The sequence below is a fragment of the Amycolatopsis sp. NPDC051045 genome, from assembly GCF_040682955.1.
In the GTDB taxonomy this organism is placed as follows: domain Bacteria; phylum Actinomycetota; class Actinomycetes; order Mycobacteriales; family Pseudonocardiaceae; genus Amycolatopsis.
The window spans coordinates 32,387-49,629 of the sequence record NZ_JBFBCC010000010.1 but is presented as its reverse complement, the minus strand read 5'-3'; the positions used below and the strand labels follow the sequence as shown (position 1 = coordinate 49,629).

The window sequence follows — 17,243 nt, the reverse complement described above, 5'->3', positions numbered from 1 at the left end:
GTGGTCGCCGGTGGCCATTCGGCGGGGCACATCGAGCCCGCGATGAACCTCGCCGACGCGCTGCGCCGGCTGGACCCCACCGCCGAGATCACCGCCCTCGGCACCGTCCACGGCCTGGACACCACGCTCGTCCCGGCCCGCGGCTACCCGCTCGAACTCATCCCGCCGGTGCCGCTGCCGCGCAAGCCGGGTGGCGCTCTGCTGCGGACGCCGGGCAGGCTGCGCGAGTCGGTGCTGGCGGCCGGGGCCGTGCTCGACCGCGTGCGGGCCGAGGTCGTGGTGGGCTTCGGCGGGTACGTCGCCATGCCCGCGTACCTCGCCGCCCGCCGGCGGGGCCTGCCGATCGTCGTCCACGAGGCGAACGCCCGGCCCGGCGTGGCCAACCGCGTGGCGGCCCGGATGACGACCCGCGTGTTCACCGCCGCACCGGGTGTCCGGCTGGCGCACGCCACCGCCATCGGAATCCCGCTGCGGCCGGCCATCACCGGGCTCGACCGGGCCGCGCTGCGCGACGCCGCCCGGGAGCAGTTCGGCCTGCGCCCCGACGCGCCGGTCCTGATGGTCACCGGCGGTTCGCAGGGCGCCCGGACGATCAACGCCGCGGTGTCCGGCGCGGCCGCGGCGTTGCGGGCGGCCGGTGTGCAGGTGCTGCACATCACCGGGCCGCAGCACGCGGTCGAGGTCCCGGACGGCGACCTGCCCTACGTCGTCGTGCCCTACGTCGACGAGATGCAGTACGCCTACGCCGCGGCCGACTTCGCGATCTGCCGCTCGGGGGCGATGACGTGCGCCGAACTGGCCGCTGTCGGCCTGCCGGCCGCGTACGTGCCGCTGCCGCTGCGCGGCGGTGAGCAGCGGCTGAACGCCGAGCCGGTCGTCGCGGCCGGCGGGGCACTGCTCGTCGACGACGCCGGCCTCGACCCGGCCTGGGTCGGGACCGCCCTGCTCCCGGTGCTCACCGACCCCGGGCGGATCGCGGCGATGTCGGCTCGTGCGTCGGCGGCCGGCGCACCTGACGCGGACGTCGTCCTGGCCCGGCACGTGCTCAACGCGGTCGCCGAAGGACGGAGGTGGCGGGCAGCCGGACGGTGACGCGGAGGCCGCCGGCGGGCCGGGGCGTGAGGGTGAGGGTTCCGTCGTGGGCGTGGGTGATGCTTTTGACGATGGCCAGGCCGAGACCGACACCCGCGTGGTGGGTGCGGATGCGCTCGGTGCCGCGCTGAAACGGTTCGGCAAGCGTGGAAACCAAGGGCTGAGCGAGGATTTCGCCGGTGTTTTCGACGGTGAGCACCACGGTCCCGGGCTGAACGCCGGTCGTGACCCACACCGTGCCCCGATCGGCGAGGTTGTGGACGATCGCGTTGTGCACGAGGTTCGTCGTCAGCTGCAGCAGGAGCGCGGGGGAGCCGGTGGTGGGGGCGGCGTCGCCGGACGTCTCGAGGATCACACCCTGCTTCTCGGCGAGAGGCAGGAGCGCTTCGGCGGCTTCTTCCGCGATCAGGGACAGGTCGACGTGGTCCCGGCTGAAGGACCGTTGTTCGGCGCGGCTGAGCAGCAGCAGGGCTTCGGTGAGTTCGATCGCGCGGGCGTTGACGACGCGCAGGCGTTCGTCGAGTTCGCCGGTGGCGCGCTCCGGGTCGTTGCGGGCGACGTCGAGCAGGCTCTGCGTGATCGCGAGCGGCGTGCGCAGTTCGTGCGAGGCGTTGGCGGCGAACCTCCGCTGCTCGGCGACGTGCGCTTCGAGCCGCGCGAGCATGGTGTCGAACGCGTCGGCGAGTTCGCGGAACTCGTCGGTGCGGCCCGGCAGCCGGATGCGGTGGGAGAGCGAGCCGTTCGCGGCGATGCGGGTGGCGTCGGTGATGTGCGTCAGCGGGGCGAGCATCCGGCCGGCCAGCACCCAGCCGCCCAGGAGCCCGAAGACGACCAGGAAGACCAGCACGACGGCCATGAACGGAGCGAAGGCGCGGACCAGGACCCGGCGGTTGATCCAGAAGTTGCCGTCGGTGGTGAGCCAGCCGTTGGGCAGGAAGTACAGGTAGAAGGCCAGCACGGCCACCAGCAGCAAGGTGCCCGCGAGCGTGACGAAGCCGGCGTAGCTGAGGGTGAGTTTGAGGCGGGCGCTCAACCCGGGTTCCCTATCCACGGTCCTCGCCCCCGGTGTCGATGCGGTAGCCGACGCCGGGCACGGTCGCGATGATCCCGGGTTCGCCGAGGCGCTTGCGCAGCACCGAAACCGTGATGCGCACGGCGTTGGTGAACGGATCCGCGTTCTCGTCCCAGGCCCGCTCCAGCAGCTCTTCGGCGCTGATCACCCCGCCTTCGGCCGCGACGAGGACTTCGAGCACGGCGAACTGCTTCCTCGTCAGCGCCACGTACCGGCCGTCGCGGTAGACCTCGCGGCGGAACGGATCCAGCCGCAGGCCGGCGATCTCGTGCACGGGTGGCCGGTTGTGGGCGCGCCTGCGGTCCAGGGCCCGGAGCCGGAGCACGAGCTCCCGGAGTTCGAACGGCTTGGTGAGGTAGTCGTCGGCGCCGAGCCCGAACCCGGTGGCCTTGTCGTCGAGCCGGTCGGCCGCGGTGAGCATGAGGATCGGCATGCCGCTGCCGGAGGCGACGATGCGCCGGGCGATCTCGTCGCCGGACGGGCCGGGGATGTCGCGGTCGAGGACGGCGATGTCGTAGGTGTTGACGCTCAGCAGTGCCAGCGCGGTGTCGCCGTCGCCGGCGGTGTCCGCCGCGATCGCTTCCAGCCGCAGGCCATCGCGGATGGCGTCGGCCAGGTAGGGCTCGTCCTCGACGATCAAGACACGCACCGTTCCGATGCTACGAGCTGGTGCATATCGGCTGCATATCGGAAACGACGTACGTGCCGGCAACACCGCGCTGCCTTGACTGCCGGTATGACCTCCAGCCACAGCACGTCCCGGCGCGTCCTCGGCAAGGAACACGGCGCCGTCCCGCACGGCCTGTCGGTCTTCGACGGAGCTCCGGCCGTGGCCAACCTCGATCCCGAGCTGCTCGTCGCCCTGCGCCGGGCCGCGACGGACGCCGCGGCCGACGGCGTCGAGTTCGTCGTCAACGGTGGCTGGCGTTCCTGGGCGTACCAGGAACGACTGCGCCGCGAGGCGGTGGCGAAGTACGGCTCCGAACGGGAAGCGGCCCGGTGGGTGACCACGCCGGAGACGTCCGCTCACGTGCGGGGGCAGGCGGTCGACGTCGGGCCCGCCGAGGCGCGGGCGTGGCTTTCCGAGCACGGCGCCCGGTACGGGCTTTGCCGGATCTACCGCAACGAACCCTGGCACTACGAGCTTCGTCCCGAAGCCGTCGAACACGGGTGCCCGCCGATGTACGACGATCCGTCGCAAGATCCGAGGATGCGGCGGTGACCGGGCCGGTCACCGCGCCAGGTGCTTTCTGACGTCGTCGGCCACCGCGGCCCGCCCGCTCATCCGGTACTTCGCCAGGATGTTGCGGACGTGGGTCTTCACCGTGTGCAGGCTGATGTCCAGCTCGCGCGCGATCTGATCGTTCGGCAGGTCGCTGCCGAGGAGGACCGCGATGCCCTGTTCGGCGGCGGTGAGGGACCTGAACCGTTCCTCCGGGCCGTTGTCGATGTTGAGGGTGAGTTCCACGAGATCGGACTGGAGCTGCTGGCAGTCGGTGACGATCCGCTGCAGGACTTCGCGCATCGAGTCCGGATCGGGTGTGGCCAGTGCGTGCTGGGCCCGCTGCCGTACGTCCGCCACGCGCGAGGAAAGGAATTCGACGATGTGATCGGCCGTCACCAGCTGCGGTGAGTCGCCGACGCCGGCCGGCAGCCGGCGGAGTGCGTCGAGGTCTTCGGCCTCCTTCGTCAGCACGCGGGCGACCAGGTCGGCCAGCCACTCGAAGGCCCGCACGGAGTTGTCGTCGAACGTGTCCGGCCGGTAGCTCTGCATCGACATGATGCCGAACACCGTCGGCTCGCCGGTGCGGTCGCGGCGGAACAGCGGGGCGGTGACCGCGTCGGCGGACGCCCGGCTGGTGTCCCCGGACGCGACTCCGGCGTTGAGCGCGGCACCGTTGTCGTACTGCATCCGATAGGTCTGGCGGTGCTTCAAGAGCCAGGCGGCCTGGCCGTGCGGACCGTAGATGTGCGAAGCCGGATCGGAGTACATACCGCTGTCGTAGCCGTAGGGGTAGCGGACCCGGTTGGCGCCGTGGAAGAAACCGATGTAGAAGTGGTCCAGCGGCACGATCTTGCTCATCACCGCGCGGGCGTAGTCGTAGAGGCCGTAGTGGTCGTTGCGGTAGTTCGCGTCGATCTTGTGGAAGGCCTCCCGGAGGATCAGCGTCGTCTCGGCGTCGACCCGAAGCCGGGAGGGCTTCCCTGACTCGTCTGAAGGCATCCTCCCATCATCCTCCGACGCCCTGGCGGCCTCGGCCGGCTCGCTCCACGAGCGATGGAGCCACCCGGCCCCGGCTGCCACCGTTGACGTGCGGGAAGCGCCGCGACGAGGCGAGGGGGCGGCCATGGAGACCCACTAGAGTCCTGTCACGACATCGTTTTCAGCCAGTTGCTCACGACGGAGAAGTACGTCGGGGCGTTCGGGGCGTAGTTGATGGCGTGGCCGTAGCCGTTGAGGATGTACGTTCGCAATGACGGCGTTCCGAAGAACGGGGTTTCCGACGCGCGCAACGCTTCCGGGGACGAGCAGTCGCTGCCCAGCGTGCCGCAGAAGTGGGGGTCGTTGCCCACCACCAGCAGCACCGGGGCCGTGATCTGCTGGGACGCCGGGGTGATCACCGTCGTCAGCGTCAGGCTGTCGACCGCTTCCGTGGCCGCGAACACGTCCTTTGTGGACTCGTCGTACGCGATCGCGCCCGCGTCGAGCGGACCCGGGGTGTGGAAGGCCGTGTAGCGGGTTCCCGCACCCGTGGTCAGGTACCCCGCGTCGAGGCCGCGGGCGGACAGGGCCGGGTCCAGCGGGGCCGGGATCATGTTGGCCAGCACCGGGATCACCGTCACCAGGTTCATCCGGTGCGTCATGCCCGTGACCAGCACGCCGTCGACGTCGCGGTAGCGGCCCGCCTCGATCATCGCCATGGCCGCGCCGATCGAGTGGCCGCCGACGACCACCTTCGCGAAGCGGGGGCGGATCGCCTGGATCACCTGGTGGGCCGCCACCGCTTGGGCGGACGCGCTCAGCAACGTGCTCAGCGGCTTCGAACTCCCGCCCGTGCCGAGGCGGTCCAGGGCCAGCGTCGCGACGCCGGCCTGGTTCATCGCCAGGCGGAACGAGCGGATCTCCGGTGTGTAGCCGATGTCCCAATAGGACGCGTTGTACGTGCCGCCGGGGATCAGGACCACGACCTTCGACGCCCCGGGCGGGGCGCACAGGCGGCCGTGCACCGTCTGCGGGAGCAGGGCCACCGTGACCGGGACGGCCAGGTCCTCGCAAGTCGTGGCCGCGGCGGCCGGAGCGGGCGTGAAGAGCGCTGCCATTAACAGAAAAACGGCAGCACAAAGACGAAGACGTGACACGGAGAAGGACCTCCAGCTAACGGGGGACTGCCGTCATCGGCAGGCTGTCGGGGTAGGCGGCGGAGGTGAACTTCACGCGCACCGGCCGGCCCGGCACGGGGACCAGCCGCCACCGCGCGGCCACCGTGGCCACCGTGATGACGATTTCGTTCTGGGCGAAGCGGTTTCCGATGCACTGCCGGGTGCCCGCCCCGAACGGGACGAACGCGCCCTTCGGCACCGCGGCGGCCCGCTCCGGCGCCCAGCGGCCGGGATCGAACCGGTTTGGGTCGCCGAACGACGCGGGATCGTGGTGGAGCGCGTGCGGGCTGACGATCACCTCGGCGCCTTCCGGCAACCGCACGCCACCGAGGTCGACCTCGGTGAGGGTCCGGCGCATCAGCATCCAGAGCGGGTACTGCCGCAGCACCTCGTCGACCACCTGGCGGACGTAGGTCAGCCGGGCGAGGTCGTCGACCGTGACCGGACGGCCGTCCAGCACCTCGTCGACTTCCGCGTGCACCCGCGCCTCGATCTCGGGGTTCCGGCCGAGCTCGTGGAACGTCCAGGCCAGCGCCAGCGCGGTCGTCTCGATGCCGGCGGTGAGCAGGGTGAGCACCTCGTCCCTGGCCTGCTCGTCGGTCATGCCGGCCAGCAGCAACGTCGAAAGCAGGTCACCGCGGTCGGTGCTTTCGCGCCGCCAGTCGCGGATCACCTCGATGACGATCGCCTGCATCCGGGCGATGGCCTCGTCGAACCTCCGGTTCCCGGGCACCGGGAGCTTTTCGACGAACTTCGGCGACAACGCGCGAATCATTCCCTGCTGGATGATCACGTAAATCGACCGGCGGGCTTCGGCGATCGCTTCTTTTCCCAGCTCGGTGGAAAACAGGGCGTCGCCGACGATCGTCACCGCGAGCCCTTGCATGTCCTCGTCGATCTTCCGCACTTCACCGGCTCGCCACGTGCCGCTCAGATCCGCCGCCGCGCGTTGCATGATCCCCGCGTAGGCGGCCAGGCGGTCGCGGTGGAACGCCGGCTGCATGAGCCGCCGCTGCCGCAGGTGGAAGTCTCCGTTCGAAAGCACCAAGCCATTGCCGACGAACGGCCGGAACTTGTCGAACATGGCGCCCTTGCGGAACTTCGGACCCTCCGTGACCAGCACTTCGTGCACCAATCGCGGACTCGCGACGAAGTAGACGGGTGCCGGGCCGAGATAGAGTTTCACGATCTCGCCGTGCCCGGGCAATGTGTCGGTGAATGCGCAGCGTTGCCGCAGCAGGGCCGGTGTGTGCCCGAGAAAAGGCCACCGGCCCGGTGCGACCGGAACGCTCATGCGGACTCCTCGTTTGCGCCATTGTGTGGATTTCGCAAGGAGACGGCCCACAGTAGGCGCGTCCGGGCGAACGGGACAGTGCCCGATCGGGTGGTACGGGCTCACGCTGATGGCCCAGTAGCCGAACCACGGGGAATCGCTAAGCTCTTTCCGGTCCGACAGAGTCAAGTGGCGGTCGTCGGCTGAACAAGCCTCACTGAGAAGGTGTTCCTCGTGACACGATCACCGGAATGGATTCCGCCGGGTGTCGATATTTCCGTGCCGAGCATTGCTCGCACTTACGACTTCATGCTCGGCGGCGGACACAACTTCGCCGTCGATCGCGCGGTCGGTGCGGAGATCGAACGCGTGATGCCCGGTCTGCGCGACTCCGCGCGCGTGAATCGCGCGTTTCTCGGGCGGGCGGTGCGGTACCTGGCCGGCCAGGGCATCCGGCAGTTCCTCGACATCGGCTCCGGCATCCCGACGGTGGCGAACGTCCACGAGGTCGCGCAGGCCCAGGACCCGGACTGCCGGGTGGTGTACGTCGATCGCGATCCGGTGGCGGTCGCCCACAGCGAACTGATGCTCGCGGGCAACGACCGCGCGGCCGTCGTGCACGCCGACATGCGGGATCCGGAGGAGATCCTCGATTCGCCGCAGGTGCGCGGGTTGCTCGACCTCGACGAGCCGGTGGGCCTGCTGATGCTGCTGATGCTGCACTGGATCCCGGACGACTCGGCGCCGCTCGAGCTCGTCGGGCGTTATCGTGCGGCGCTGGCGCCCGGCAGTTTCCTGGCGCTCACCCACGTCACCGGTGACCACCAGGGCGAAAAGCTGGAAGAAGCGACCGATGTGATCAAGGAAAGCCGGAGCCCCGATCAGGTGACTCTGCGGACGCACGCCGAGGTGTCCGCCCTTTTCGCCGGCTTCGAAATGATCGATCCCGGTTTGGTCGGCTGCGGCGAATGGCGCCCGTCGGGGCCGGCGGACATCGCCGATGCCGCCATGAACATGCTCGTTTACGCCGGAATCGGCCGCAAGAACTGATGCGGACCCCCGAATGCCGATGATCGACGCCCAGCCGGACCGGCCCGCCGCACCCGACGCGGATCGCGGGCGGACCGTGCTCGCCCGGAAATGGGCCTACCTGCTCAGCGGGGTGACCGTCGTGTCGCTGAGCCGGGAGGAGCTCGACGTGGAGCTCCGCGGTTTGCTCGACACGCTCTGCGAGTCCCTGTCCTGCCTGTCCCCGGACACGACCGCGGCCGAGCGGATCGGCGCGCGGCTGGTCGCGCTCGGCTACGTCGGCGAGCCCGGGCTGCGGTGCACGCTCGACGTTCTCGGGAAGGGCCTGCCCGCGCTGCCCGAACTCCAGGCTGTAAACGGCGCCGCCGAGCGGGTCGTCGCGGCGCTGGGCGCGCTGTCCTGCGGCTTCCTGCTCGCGCACGAGCGCAGTGTCCTCGACCAGCAGGAGATCATGCACCTGTCCCTGCTCAAGGCGGTGCGGGACGCCCAGTGGAACCTCCGGCAGAGCGAAGCGCGCTTCGAAGAGGTGGTGACGTCGTCGGCGAGCGGCATCGCGGTCACCGCTCTCGACGGCCGGATCGTGCGGGCTAACGCGGCGCTGGCCGAAATGCTCGGGCACCCGTCCGGCGAGCTGTCCGGCTCGGTGCTGTACGACGTCGTCGACCCCGGATCCGTCGAAGGCCTCCGTGCCGCGATGACGGCGCTGCTGGACGGCGGCAAGGAGCGGATCCGGCAGTCACAGCGGCTGCTGCGCAAGGACGGCGACGTCGTCCGCATCTCGCTCACCGCGTCGCTGCTGCGCGACGCCGAAGACCGGCCCGCCCACTTCGTCGTCGTGATCGAGGACGGCACCGAGCTGATGCTGCTGCAGAGCGAGCTGAGCCGCCAGGCCCTGCACGACGTGCTCACCGGGCTGCCGAACCGCCAGTACTTCGGCACCCACCTGGAGACGGCCCTGCGGCGCGCCGACCCGGTGTACGGCGTCACGCTGCTGCACGTCGACCTCGACGCCTTCGGCATGGTCTGCAACAGCCTCGGCCGCCGGGTCGGCGAGCAGCTGCTGGTGCACTTCGCGCAGCGGCTGAAGGTGGTGATGGCCCGCGAGAACGCCATGATCGCGCGCTTCCACAGCGACGAGTTCGGCATCCTGGTCGAGAACACGGCGTCGACGCCCGACATCGGCACCATCGTGCGCGCGATCAACGACGAGCTCGCCGAGCCGTTCTTCGTCGACGGGCACGGGCTCGCGCTCTCGGCCAGCGCCGGGGTGGTGCACCGGCCGGCGAAGGGCATCGAACCGCTGGAACTGCTGCGTCAGGCGGACCAGACGCTGCGGCGCGCCAAGGAACGGCGGCGCGGCCAGTGGCAGATGTTCGACCGGGAGGCCGACGCCCACGACCGGCAGACGCAGGCGCGGGCCGTCGGCATGGCCGGGGCCTGGGAACACGGCGAGATCGGCGTGCGGTACCGGCCGGTGGCGCGGCTGGCGGACGGCGAAGTCGCCGGTGTCGAGGCCCGCCTGCACTGGGACCGGCCGGACGACACGGCGCTTTCGCACGAGTGCTGCGTCGAACTCGCCGAGTCGACCGGGCTCATGCTGCCGCTCGGGGACTGGCTGCTGCGCGCGGCGGGCCGGCAGGGCGAATGGTGGCGGCAGCGCGCGGGCTTCGGCCTCCCGATGGTCGCCGGCCTGACCGGGCACCAGGTGGCGGACGACGCGCTCGGCACGCGCGTGACGCGGCTGCTGCGAGACACCGGCCTGCCGCCCGAACAGCTGATGCTCGGCGTCCCGGCCGGGGCGCTCCCGGTGTCCGGCGTCATGGAGAACGTCACCGCGCTGGCCGACCTCGGCGTCCACGTCATGCTCGACGAGTTCGGGCTGGGGCCCGACGACCTGCGGGCGATCGAGGACCTGCCGGTGGACATCGTGCGGGTCGACCGCCGGCTCGCGGAGTGGCAGGCGTGGTCGGACTCGACGTTCCTCGGTGCCCTGGTGCCGCTGGTCCGGGAGGTCGGTGCGAGGCTCGTCGTCGACGGGATCCACACCGAGGACCAGGCGAACTGGTGGCGCACGGCCGGTGCCGAGCTGGCGACGGGCGACTACTTCGGGGTCGCCAGGCCGCCGGCCGAGCTCGCCGCGCAGTTCGCCGGCACCTGAGGCTGCCACCGGGTCAGGCCGACCGCGACCAGCACGACCGCCATGCCGCCGACGACCCGCGGGGTCAGCGGTTCGCCGAGGAACAGCGCGCCGAGCGCGACCGACACCACGGGCAGCAGGTAGCCGACGGTCGCGGCGGCGGTCGGGCCTTCGTCGGTGAGCAGCCGGTAGTTGAGGTAGAACGTGATCCCGGTCCCGAAGACGCCGAGGATCGCCACCGCGACGACGGCGGTGAGCGTCAGGTGCGGCGCCGTGGACGCGACCGGCAGCGCGAGGGCGGTCAGCGCGGTGGCGGTCATCAGCTGCGCGGCCGAGAGTGCAAGCGGAGCGCCGTCCGGGGGCAGTTTCCTTGCCATGTAAGCGAACGCGATCGCGTAGCTGAGGCCGGCGCCGAGCAGGGCCAGTGCGCCCGCGCTCAGCAGTCCTGACTGCTGCCACGGCGCGAAGATCACCAGGATCCCGGCGAAGCCGAGGACCAGCCCGAGCAGCCGCGCGGGGTTGAGCCGCCGTTCCGTGCCGAGTGCGACGCCGATCAGGAGCGACCACAGCGGGGTGGTCGCGTTCATGACACCGGCGACCCCGGAGTCGACCGTGCGTTCCCCGAAGCTGAACAGAGCGAACGGCAGCGCGTTGCAGAAGAACGCGGCGACGATCAGCCGGGCCCAGGTCGCGCGGCCCCGCGGGAGCCGCTGCCGGGCCGCGAACGCCAGGCCGAGCAGCGTCAGCGCACCGAGGGCGCAGCGGACGAGGGTGAGGTGGACGGGGCTCAGCCCGGTCAGGGCCAGTTTGATCCACAGGAAGCCCGACCCCCACAGCAGGGCCAGAACCACCATGCGCGCCAGGGCGCCCCGTCCACCGTTCATGAGATCAACAGTGCTGGAGAAGATCCGTCAGGACAAGTGAAAAGTACTGGACGGACCTTTAAGCGTTGCTACCGCTTGCGCCGGCCAAAGACGATCACCGAACAGCGCCAGTGCGGCGGGCAGCAGCACGCCCCGGACGATCGTCGCGTCGAGCAGGATCGCGAACGCCATGCCGAGGCCGAGCATTTTGTACTCGATCGCGGCGAGGCTGTGGAAGACGCTGAACACCCCGGTCATGATCAGCGCGGCGCTCGTCACCACACCGGAACTGCTCGCGGTGCCTTCGACGATCGCCTGCCGGGCCGGCACCCCCGGCCGCCGCCGTTCGCGGATCCGGCTGAGGATGAACACGTGGTAGTCGGTGCTCAGCCCGAACAACAGCACGAACAGGAACACCGGCAGCCAGCCGAGCACCCCGCCGTAGGGCGTGAAACCCAGCAGCGGCGCCAGAAAGCCGTCCTGGAACACGAGGGTGAGCACGCCGTAGGCCGCGCCGGCCGAGAGCAGGTTGAGCAGGATCGACACCACCGGTACCGCGACCGACCGGAACACCACGAGCAGCAGCACGAACGCGAGCAGCAGGATGAACCCGAAGGTGTACGGCGCGCGGGCGAGCACCTGCGTGGTGAAGTCGTGGGCTTCGGCGGTCCGGCCCGCCACCGCGTACCCGACTCCGTCGATCCGCCCGGCTGTTCGCGGCAGCAGGCTTTCGCGCAACGTCGTGAGCGTGCGGCTCGCCGCTTCGTCGTTGCCGGTGCCGCCGAGCGGGATCCGGACGACGAGCGCCTGGTCCACCGGGACGACGACGGCCGGTTGCGGTACTTCCGCGGTGAGTTCGCCGATCGCCCGCCGCAGCGCCGGGGTGTCGACCGGGCCGCCGCGGGTGTTCCACAGCACGACGTGCGCGGGCATCGTGACGCCGGGAAACGCTTCCTGGACGCGCACGGCCGCGTCGATCACCGGGATGCTGCGCGGCAGGCTTTCGGTCGGCGCCGGGTCCTGCAGCCGCATTCCCAGCGCGGGCAGGGCGAGCAGCACCAGCAGCGCGGTGGCGAGCCCGCTCCAGAGCGCGGGCCGCCGGGTGACGGTGTTCGCCACGGCCGCCCAGAACGCCGACCGCGTCCGGCGCCGGCCCAGCCACGGGATCCGGCCGCGGTCGACGCGGTGGCCGAGCACCGAAAGCGTCGCGGGCAGCACCGTCACCGCGGCCAGGACGGCCAGGCCGACGACCAGGATCGTGCCCACGGTCAAGCCGCGCAGGTTGTCGAGGCCGGTGAACAGCAGGCCGGTCACGCACAGCACGACGGTCAGCCCCGACACGACGATCACGTGCCCCGACGTCCGCGCGGCGATCCGGATCGACTCGTCGACGCCGTGGGCGCGTTCCTCCCGGACCCGGCGCAGGAAGAACAGCGAGTAGTCGACGCCGACCGCCATCCCGATCAGGAGCGTGATCGCGGAAGTCGCGCTGTTGACCGGGATCCAGTTGTCCACAACGGACAGGAAGCCGAACGTGGCGAACACCGCGGTGCCCGCCAGCAGGACCGGGACCGCGGCCGCGACCAGCGAGCCGAACACGACCAGCAGGATCAGCACGGTGATCGGGAGCGAGCGGGCTTCCGAGCGCCCGATGTCCTCCTTGATGCTCTTGTCGACCGCGCCGGACACGCTGAGGTCGCCTGCCTGGGCCAGCCGGACGTCCGCGTGCCGGGCGGCGACTGCCTCGACCGCCGCGGTCGCCGTCGCCAGACGCGACCGGATTTCGGCGCCGGTGCCGGTGATGCGGAAGGTGACCAGCCCCGACCGGCCATCGGCGGACACCTGGGCCGGATCCTCGAGCGGGGAACGGATGTCCGCCGCCGCGCCCGACGTCGTCAAGGTGGTCACGAGGTCGGTTGTGGCCGCTCGGGACAGGGGCTGGACGAGGACGTTCTCCCAGAAGGGCTCGCGGGTGGCCTGGCGGTCGAGGACGGCTTGGCCGGTCCCGGCGTCGCCGGCGGGGCTCGACCGCGCGTCGGTGCCGGGGGCGAACGTGTCGACGGCCCAGGCCAGCGCGACGAGCGCCAGCCAGCCGAGGATCGCGGCGGCGCGGTGCCGCAGCGACCAGTTCGTGACGCGTTCGACCACCGGCCCCCGCCGATGAGCCGGGGTGCCTGCAGGCAGCATGAACTAAAGTCCTTCCGTGAAGGAGTGATCCGATGAGAACTCGCCTTCGGGCGAGGTGGTTGCTTCTTCCTCCTGGGGCGCCGAGTTGCCGCTCGGCGGCCCAGGGCCTCAGCTGCGTTTCGGGGGTTCCGGGTGGCGGAGCCCCCGGCTCGGGGCGGAGCCCCGGTTGTTACAGCTGCGTTTCGGGGGTTCCGGGTGGCGGAGCCCCCGGCTCGGGGCGGAGCCCCGGTTGTTACAGCTGTGTTTCGGGGGTTCCGGGTGGCGGAGCCCCCGGCTCGGGGCGGAGCCCCGGTCGTTACAGCTCAGTCGACCTCCTTGAGCACTCGTTCGATGGACCGCAGGCGGTCCTGGACGTCCCGCAGCTGCCGTTCGGTTTCTTCCTGCGTCCGGACGGCTTGCTCGGCCAGTGAGCGGTATTCGTGCTCCCGCGCCAGTTTCGCCTTGGCGCGCCAGGTCGAGGCCAGCTGCACGATCGCGATCGACAGCACGACGGTGATCAGGACGAAGACCCCGGTCACGCCGATGATCTCCTGCCACTGGTGCCAGTTGCCAAGCTGGCTCAAAGTAGGCCGACCCGCGCGCGGCACGTAACCGTGGCTACGAAGCCATTCGGCCGTGGCTGTAGTCGGATTGGCAACGATCGGCACAGTCATGGGCGTCCCTCCTTGCCGTCCGCGTTCCCTTGGACGGAATCCGGTGTGGTCAGCGTCGGCACGGCGGCCGCGATGGCTTGCGGCGTCAGCACGACGGAGAACGGGGTGAGCTCGTAGAACCGCAGCGTCTTGCCGTCCTCGCCGATCTCGAAGCTGGCGGTGACCAGGCCCGCGGCTTCCAGCTTGCGCAGGTGGACCTGCAGCAGCGCGCGGCTGATCCGCAGCTCGCGGGCCAGCTTGCTGACGTAGGTGCGCTCGGCGAGCAGGGCCGCGACGATCCGCAGCCGGTGCGGGTTGCCGAGGGCGCCCAGCTGCCGCAGGAGCTGGTCCCCGGTCGGCTCGGTCACGGCGTCGTCCACATGCAAAGGAAAGTTAGCAGGTGGTGGGCCGCGGAGCCATCAGGGTGATCCCTGAGATCACCTCGGGGCGGTCAGCGCAGGGCTTTCGTGCGGCGGGTCAGCGCGGACGGGTCGAGGTTCGCCCTGGTGCCGGCGTCGTGGCCGTCGAGGTAGCCGCTGCCGGACAGCCGCCGGGGCGAGGCGGCGCGCAGGTCGCCGTATTCGGAGTCGAACGCGTGCTGCACCAGCTGCGCGCGGTCGCGGACCACCAGCTCCGCCGACCGCGCGCCGGGCGCCGCCGTGCGGACCGCGTCCCGTTCGGCCTGGGAAAGCCGTTCGTGCACCGCGCGGGCGAAGCCGTGCAACCACGTGCGCCGGTACGCGGCCAGTGACTCGCCGGGGAAGAAACCACCCGGCCGGACGCGGGTCAGCTGCGTGCTCGCCTGCAGCAGCAGGCTGGTGAACAGCAGTTCCACCCGGCCGAGGTCGGACTGGAAACCGAACACCGTGACGCTTTCGACCTTCTGGCCGAGGCGGTGCAACAGGGTGCGGCAGCGCAGTGGGTATGCGACCGAGGTCAGCAGGCTCGCCTTCTCGCGGCTGTACGGGTCGTTCATCGGGATCTTCAGCGTGCCGATCTCGTCGGCACTCGCACCGGACTCGGCGAGCATCGCCTGGTCGATGCCGTACCGCGCGACGAGTTCGGCGGCCTTCTGGTTGTACGCCTCGGCTTCCGCCTCGGTGACCGCCGGGTCTTCGGCCTTGGCCAGCAGCTTGCGGATGCGCTCGAGCTGCGGGTCTGACTCGGTCATGCCCGAGAGGGTATTCGATCAGGTGTTCGGGCGCGTGGAGCGGGTCGGCGTGTCGAGGTAGGCGTCGAGGGTGACGGCCAGCGCCGCTTCGGGGGACGGCGCGAAGCTCGCCCCGGCCAGGCCGCCCCACAGCCACAGCTGGGCCAGGCCGTGCAGCGCCGCCCACAGCGACGCGGCGACCAGCCGCGGGTCCGCGCGGTGGCCACCGGTCGCCGCGACCAGCGCGGCGAACTCGTCGAACACCGCGCTGCTGACGGCGGCGAGCGCCGGCTCGTCCGGGTCGATCAGGTCGCGGCGGAACATCAGCTCGAACATCGCCGGGTTCTGCAGCGCGAAGTCGACGTAGCTGTGGCAGGCCGCCGTGAGCCGCTCTCGTGGACCCGCTTCCGGCAGGCGCGTGCGGCGTTCCAGCAGCTCCGTGAACCCCTGCGTGGCCACTGCGGAGAGGAGCTCGGCCCGGCCGGTGAAGTGCCGCAGCGGCGCACCGTGCGAAACGCCGGCGGCCTTGGCGATGCCGCGCAGGGTGACCGCGCCGACGCCTTCCTCGGCGAGCAGCTCCGACGCCGTCGTGATCAGGCGTTGCCGGGTGCCCACGCCGCGTCCAGGGTCATCGGGAGCAGGTCCGGGCGCTTCGGGGAGAAGCCGTCGCCGGGCTGGCGGCCGATCAGCCGGTTGCGCGTGCGCGTCACCGCGACCGGCAGGACCTCCCGGAGCAGCCAGTGCAGGTCGGCGCGCCGGCTGCCGGGAGCCGCGGTGCCGGGCAGCGGTGCGAGCCAGGCGGGATCGTGGCCGAGGCCGAGCCGGGCGAGGACGTGGGCGGCGAGCCTGCGGTGGCCGTGGGCGGACAGGTGGAGCCGGTCGGGGCCGAAGTAGCGCGCATCGGTGACGGCCTGGTCCGGCCACAGGTCGATGAGCAGCGCGCCGTAGCTGACGGCCGCTTCGCGGATGGCCTCGTTGAGGGCGACGATCCGCGGCCGCATCCGGCTGCCGAGGGGCATGCGGCGGGAGACGTCGCTGAGCGTGAAAGTGACGACCACGGGCGAGATGTCGGTGCAGGCGCGGATGGCGGCGTCGACCCGGCGGGCGACGGTGCGTGCGTCCCAGCCGCGGCTCATGACGTCGTTGCCGCCGCCGAAGAGGGCCAGCAGGTCGGGGTCCAAGCGGCCGGCGGCCGGCACCTGCTCGGGCACGATCTGGTCGAGCCGCCGTCCGCGGACGGCGAGGTTGGCGTAGCGGAAGCCCGGTTCGTCCTCCGCCAGCCGCGCGGCGACGAAGTCGGCCCAGCCGCGGTAGTGGCGCTGATCCGGGTACGGGTCGTCGAGGCCTTCGGCGCAGCTGTCGCCGAGGACGACGAAACGGTGGTGGCTCATCCCGATCTCCGTAACCCGTGGTTCACCTGGTGGACACTGTCTATCAAACTGATGTAGACGGTGTCTACTTCGGGCTCACCCGAGCCAGGGACGGAGCTTGTCGGGGTTCCGGACGGCCCAGATGTGCGTGATCCGGTCGTCCGCGACGGCGAACGCGTACACGGCGGCGAGCTCGTCTCCGCGGCGGAGCACCAGGCCGGGCCGGCCGTTGACCGCGCGCTCCTCGATCGTCAGCTCGCCGTGGGACCGGCCGGCGAGGTCGGCCACGTACCGCGCGACGACTTCGCCGCCTTCGATCGGCGCCAAAGCGGCGCGGACCCGGCCACCGCCGTCGGCGGTCAAGGTGGCGCCGGGGTCGAGGAGCCCGATCAGTGCGTCGATGTCCCCGGCCGCCCAGGCCTGCTTGAAGTCCCGCACCAGTGCGGCCTGCCGGGCGGGCGGGGCCGCGGGCCGGGCGGCGCGGATCCGGCGGCGGGCCGCGGAGGCCAGTTCTCGGCACGCCGCCGGCGTCCGGCCGGTGATCCCGGCGACTTCGGCGAACGCGTAACCGAAGACGTCGTGCAGCACGAGCGCGACCCGCTGCGCCGGGGTCATCGCTTCGAGCGCGACGAGGAAGGCCATGCTGACCGACTCGTCCAGGGTGATCCGGTCGGCCGGGTCGGTCTGGTCGGGCAGCGGCTCGGGCAGCCATTCACCCACGTACCGCTCGCGCCGCACCCGCGCCGAGCCGAGCACGTCCAGGCAGATGCGGCCGGCCACCGTCGTCAGCCAGGCGCCGGGCGAAGAGATCGCGTCCTGCTGCGCCGGGGTCAGGGCGTACCAGCGGGCGTAGGTCTCCTGGACGGCGTCCTCGGCCTCGGACAGCGAGCCGAGCAGCCGGTAGGCGAGGTTGACCAGGTGACGTCGTTCGGCGACGACCGGTTCCGATGGCGTTGTCATGACTCCTCCGACGACACAGCGTCCCCGATGGTCAGGCCTGACATTCCGGCGGACCACTTCGTCGTACTGGCCGGAGCAACCGACCGAACAGGGGAGA

At 71.2% G+C, this 17,243-nt stretch carries 17 protein-coding genes; 4 read left to right on the top strand and 13 right to left on the bottom strand.

Translation table 11 applies throughout. The features are described from left to right. The first annotated feature begins 42 nt into the window (after positions 1 to 42). Complete coding sequence (locus AB0M80_RS23870) at positions 43 to 1,092, top strand: UDP-N-acetylglucosamine--N-acetylmuramyl-(pentapeptide) pyrophosphoryl-undecaprenol N-acetylglucosamine transferase (RefSeq protein ID WP_364569420.1); 1,050 nt, start codon at positions 43 to 45, stop codon at positions 1,090 to 1,092. Here the strand turns inward: AB0M80_RS23870 and AB0M80_RS23865 are convergent. Continuing rightward, positions 1,046 to 2,125, bottom strand: coding sequence for a HAMP domain-containing sensor histidine kinase (locus AB0M80_RS23865; protein ID WP_364568713.1), 1,080 nt, complete (start codon positions 2,123 to 2,125; stop codon positions 1,046 to 1,048). The two genes, AB0M80_RS23870 and AB0M80_RS23865, sit on opposite strands and share 47 nt — an antisense overlap. A gap of 10 nt (positions 2,126 to 2,135) precedes the next feature. Continuing rightward, positions 2,136 to 2,813: a VanSc-type vancomycin resistance response regulator transcription factor VanR gene (gene vanR-Sc / locus AB0M80_RS23860; protein WP_364568710.1), complete on the bottom strand. Its 678-nt coding sequence runs from the start codon at positions 2,811 to 2,813 to the stop codon at positions 2,136 to 2,138. A gap of 87 nt (positions 2,814 to 2,900) precedes the next feature. Between vanR-Sc and AB0M80_RS23855 the strand changes: the two genes are divergently transcribed. Beyond that, positions 2,901 to 3,386, top strand: a complete 486-nt coding sequence (locus tag AB0M80_RS23855) for a M15 family metallopeptidase (protein ID WP_364568707.1) — start codon at positions 2,901 to 2,903, stop codon at positions 3,384 to 3,386. Between the two features lie 9 nt (positions 3,387 to 3,395). Here the strand turns inward: AB0M80_RS23855 and AB0M80_RS23850 are convergent, their stop codons facing one another. The 3 genes from AB0M80_RS23850 to AB0M80_RS23840 form a co-directional block, all read right to left on the bottom strand. Then, positions 3,396 to 4,388, bottom strand: a complete 993-nt coding sequence (locus AB0M80_RS23850; RefSeq protein ID WP_364568704.1) for a LuxR C-terminal-related transcriptional regulator — start codon at positions 4,386 to 4,388, stop codon at positions 3,396 to 3,398. A 146-nt stretch (positions 4,389 to 4,534) separates the two neighbouring features. Next, the gene (locus tag AB0M80_RS23845; protein WP_364568702.1) at positions 4,535 to 5,485 is read right to left on the bottom strand and encodes an alpha/beta hydrolase; all 951 of its coding nucleotides are present in this window, start codon (positions 5,483 to 5,485) and stop codon (positions 4,535 to 4,537) included. Between the two features lie 55 nt (positions 5,486 to 5,540). Beyond that, complete coding sequence (locus tag AB0M80_RS23840; protein WP_364568699.1) at positions 5,541 to 6,839, bottom strand: cytochrome P450; 1,299 nt, start codon at positions 6,837 to 6,839, stop codon at positions 5,541 to 5,543. A gap of 288 nt (positions 6,840 to 7,127) precedes the next feature. On the opposite strand from AB0M80_RS23840, the gene AB0M80_RS23835 reads away from it, so the two are divergent. Both AB0M80_RS23835 and AB0M80_RS23830 read left to right on the top strand, forming a co-directional pair. Next, the gene (locus AB0M80_RS23835) at positions 7,128 to 7,868 is read left to right on the top strand and encodes an SAM-dependent methyltransferase (RefSeq protein ID WP_364569417.1); all 741 of its coding nucleotides are present in this window, start codon (positions 7,128 to 7,130) and stop codon (positions 7,866 to 7,868) included. A gap of 13 nt (positions 7,869 to 7,881) precedes the next feature. Continuing rightward, a complete protein-coding gene (locus AB0M80_RS23830; protein ID WP_364568696.1) occupies positions 7,882 to 10,005 on the top strand; it encodes an EAL domain-containing protein in 2,124 nt (707 codons plus the stop codon). On the opposite strand, the gene AB0M80_RS23825 is transcribed toward AB0M80_RS23830, so the two are convergent. The 8 genes from AB0M80_RS23825 to sigJ all read right to left on the bottom strand — a co-directional run bounded on the left by AB0M80_RS23825 (position 9,948) and on the right by sigJ (position 17,146). After that, positions 9,948 to 10,868: a DMT family transporter gene (locus tag AB0M80_RS23825; protein ID WP_364568693.1), complete on the bottom strand. Its 921-nt coding sequence runs from the start codon at positions 10,866 to 10,868 to the stop codon at positions 9,948 to 9,950. The two genes, AB0M80_RS23830 and AB0M80_RS23825, sit on opposite strands and share 58 nt — an antisense overlap. A gap of 27 nt (positions 10,869 to 10,895) precedes the next feature. Continuing rightward, complete coding sequence (locus AB0M80_RS23820; protein WP_364568690.1) at positions 10,896 to 13,034, bottom strand: MMPL family transporter; 2,139 nt, start codon at positions 13,032 to 13,034, stop codon at positions 10,896 to 10,898. A gap of 302 nt (positions 13,035 to 13,336) precedes the next feature. Then, positions 13,337 to 13,597, bottom strand: a complete 261-nt coding sequence (locus AB0M80_RS23815) for a hypothetical protein (protein WP_364568688.1) — start codon at positions 13,595 to 13,597, stop codon at positions 13,337 to 13,339. An 86-nt stretch (positions 13,598 to 13,683) separates the two neighbouring features. Further along, complete coding sequence (locus AB0M80_RS23810) at positions 13,684 to 14,034, bottom strand: winged helix-turn-helix domain-containing protein (RefSeq protein WP_364568685.1); 351 nt, start codon at positions 14,032 to 14,034, stop codon at positions 13,684 to 13,686. 83 nt (positions 14,035 to 14,117) lie between these two features. After that, positions 14,118 to 14,837 carry a DUF2786 domain-containing protein gene (locus tag AB0M80_RS23805; RefSeq protein ID WP_364568683.1) on the bottom strand — a complete coding sequence of 240 codons (720 nt, stop codon included), beginning with the start codon at positions 14,835 to 14,837 and terminating at the stop codon, positions 14,118 to 14,120. An 18-nt stretch (positions 14,838 to 14,855) separates the two neighbouring features. Next, the gene (locus tag AB0M80_RS23800) at positions 14,856 to 15,431 is read right to left on the bottom strand and encodes a TetR/AcrR family transcriptional regulator (protein ID WP_364568680.1); all 576 of its coding nucleotides are present in this window, start codon (positions 15,429 to 15,431) and stop codon (positions 14,856 to 14,858) included. Continuing rightward, entirely contained in the window at positions 15,410 to 16,207 is a 798-nt protein-coding gene (locus AB0M80_RS23795; protein ID WP_364568677.1) for an SGNH/GDSL hydrolase family protein, read from the bottom strand. The genes AB0M80_RS23800 and AB0M80_RS23795 overlap by 22 nt, the downstream gene beginning before the upstream one ends. A gap of 75 nt (positions 16,208 to 16,282) precedes the next feature. Then, positions 16,283 to 17,146, bottom strand: coding sequence for an RNA polymerase sigma factor SigJ (gene sigJ / locus AB0M80_RS23790; RefSeq protein WP_364568674.1), 864 nt, complete (start codon positions 17,144 to 17,146; stop codon positions 16,283 to 16,285). Between the last annotated feature and the right edge of the window lie 97 nt (positions 17,147 to 17,243).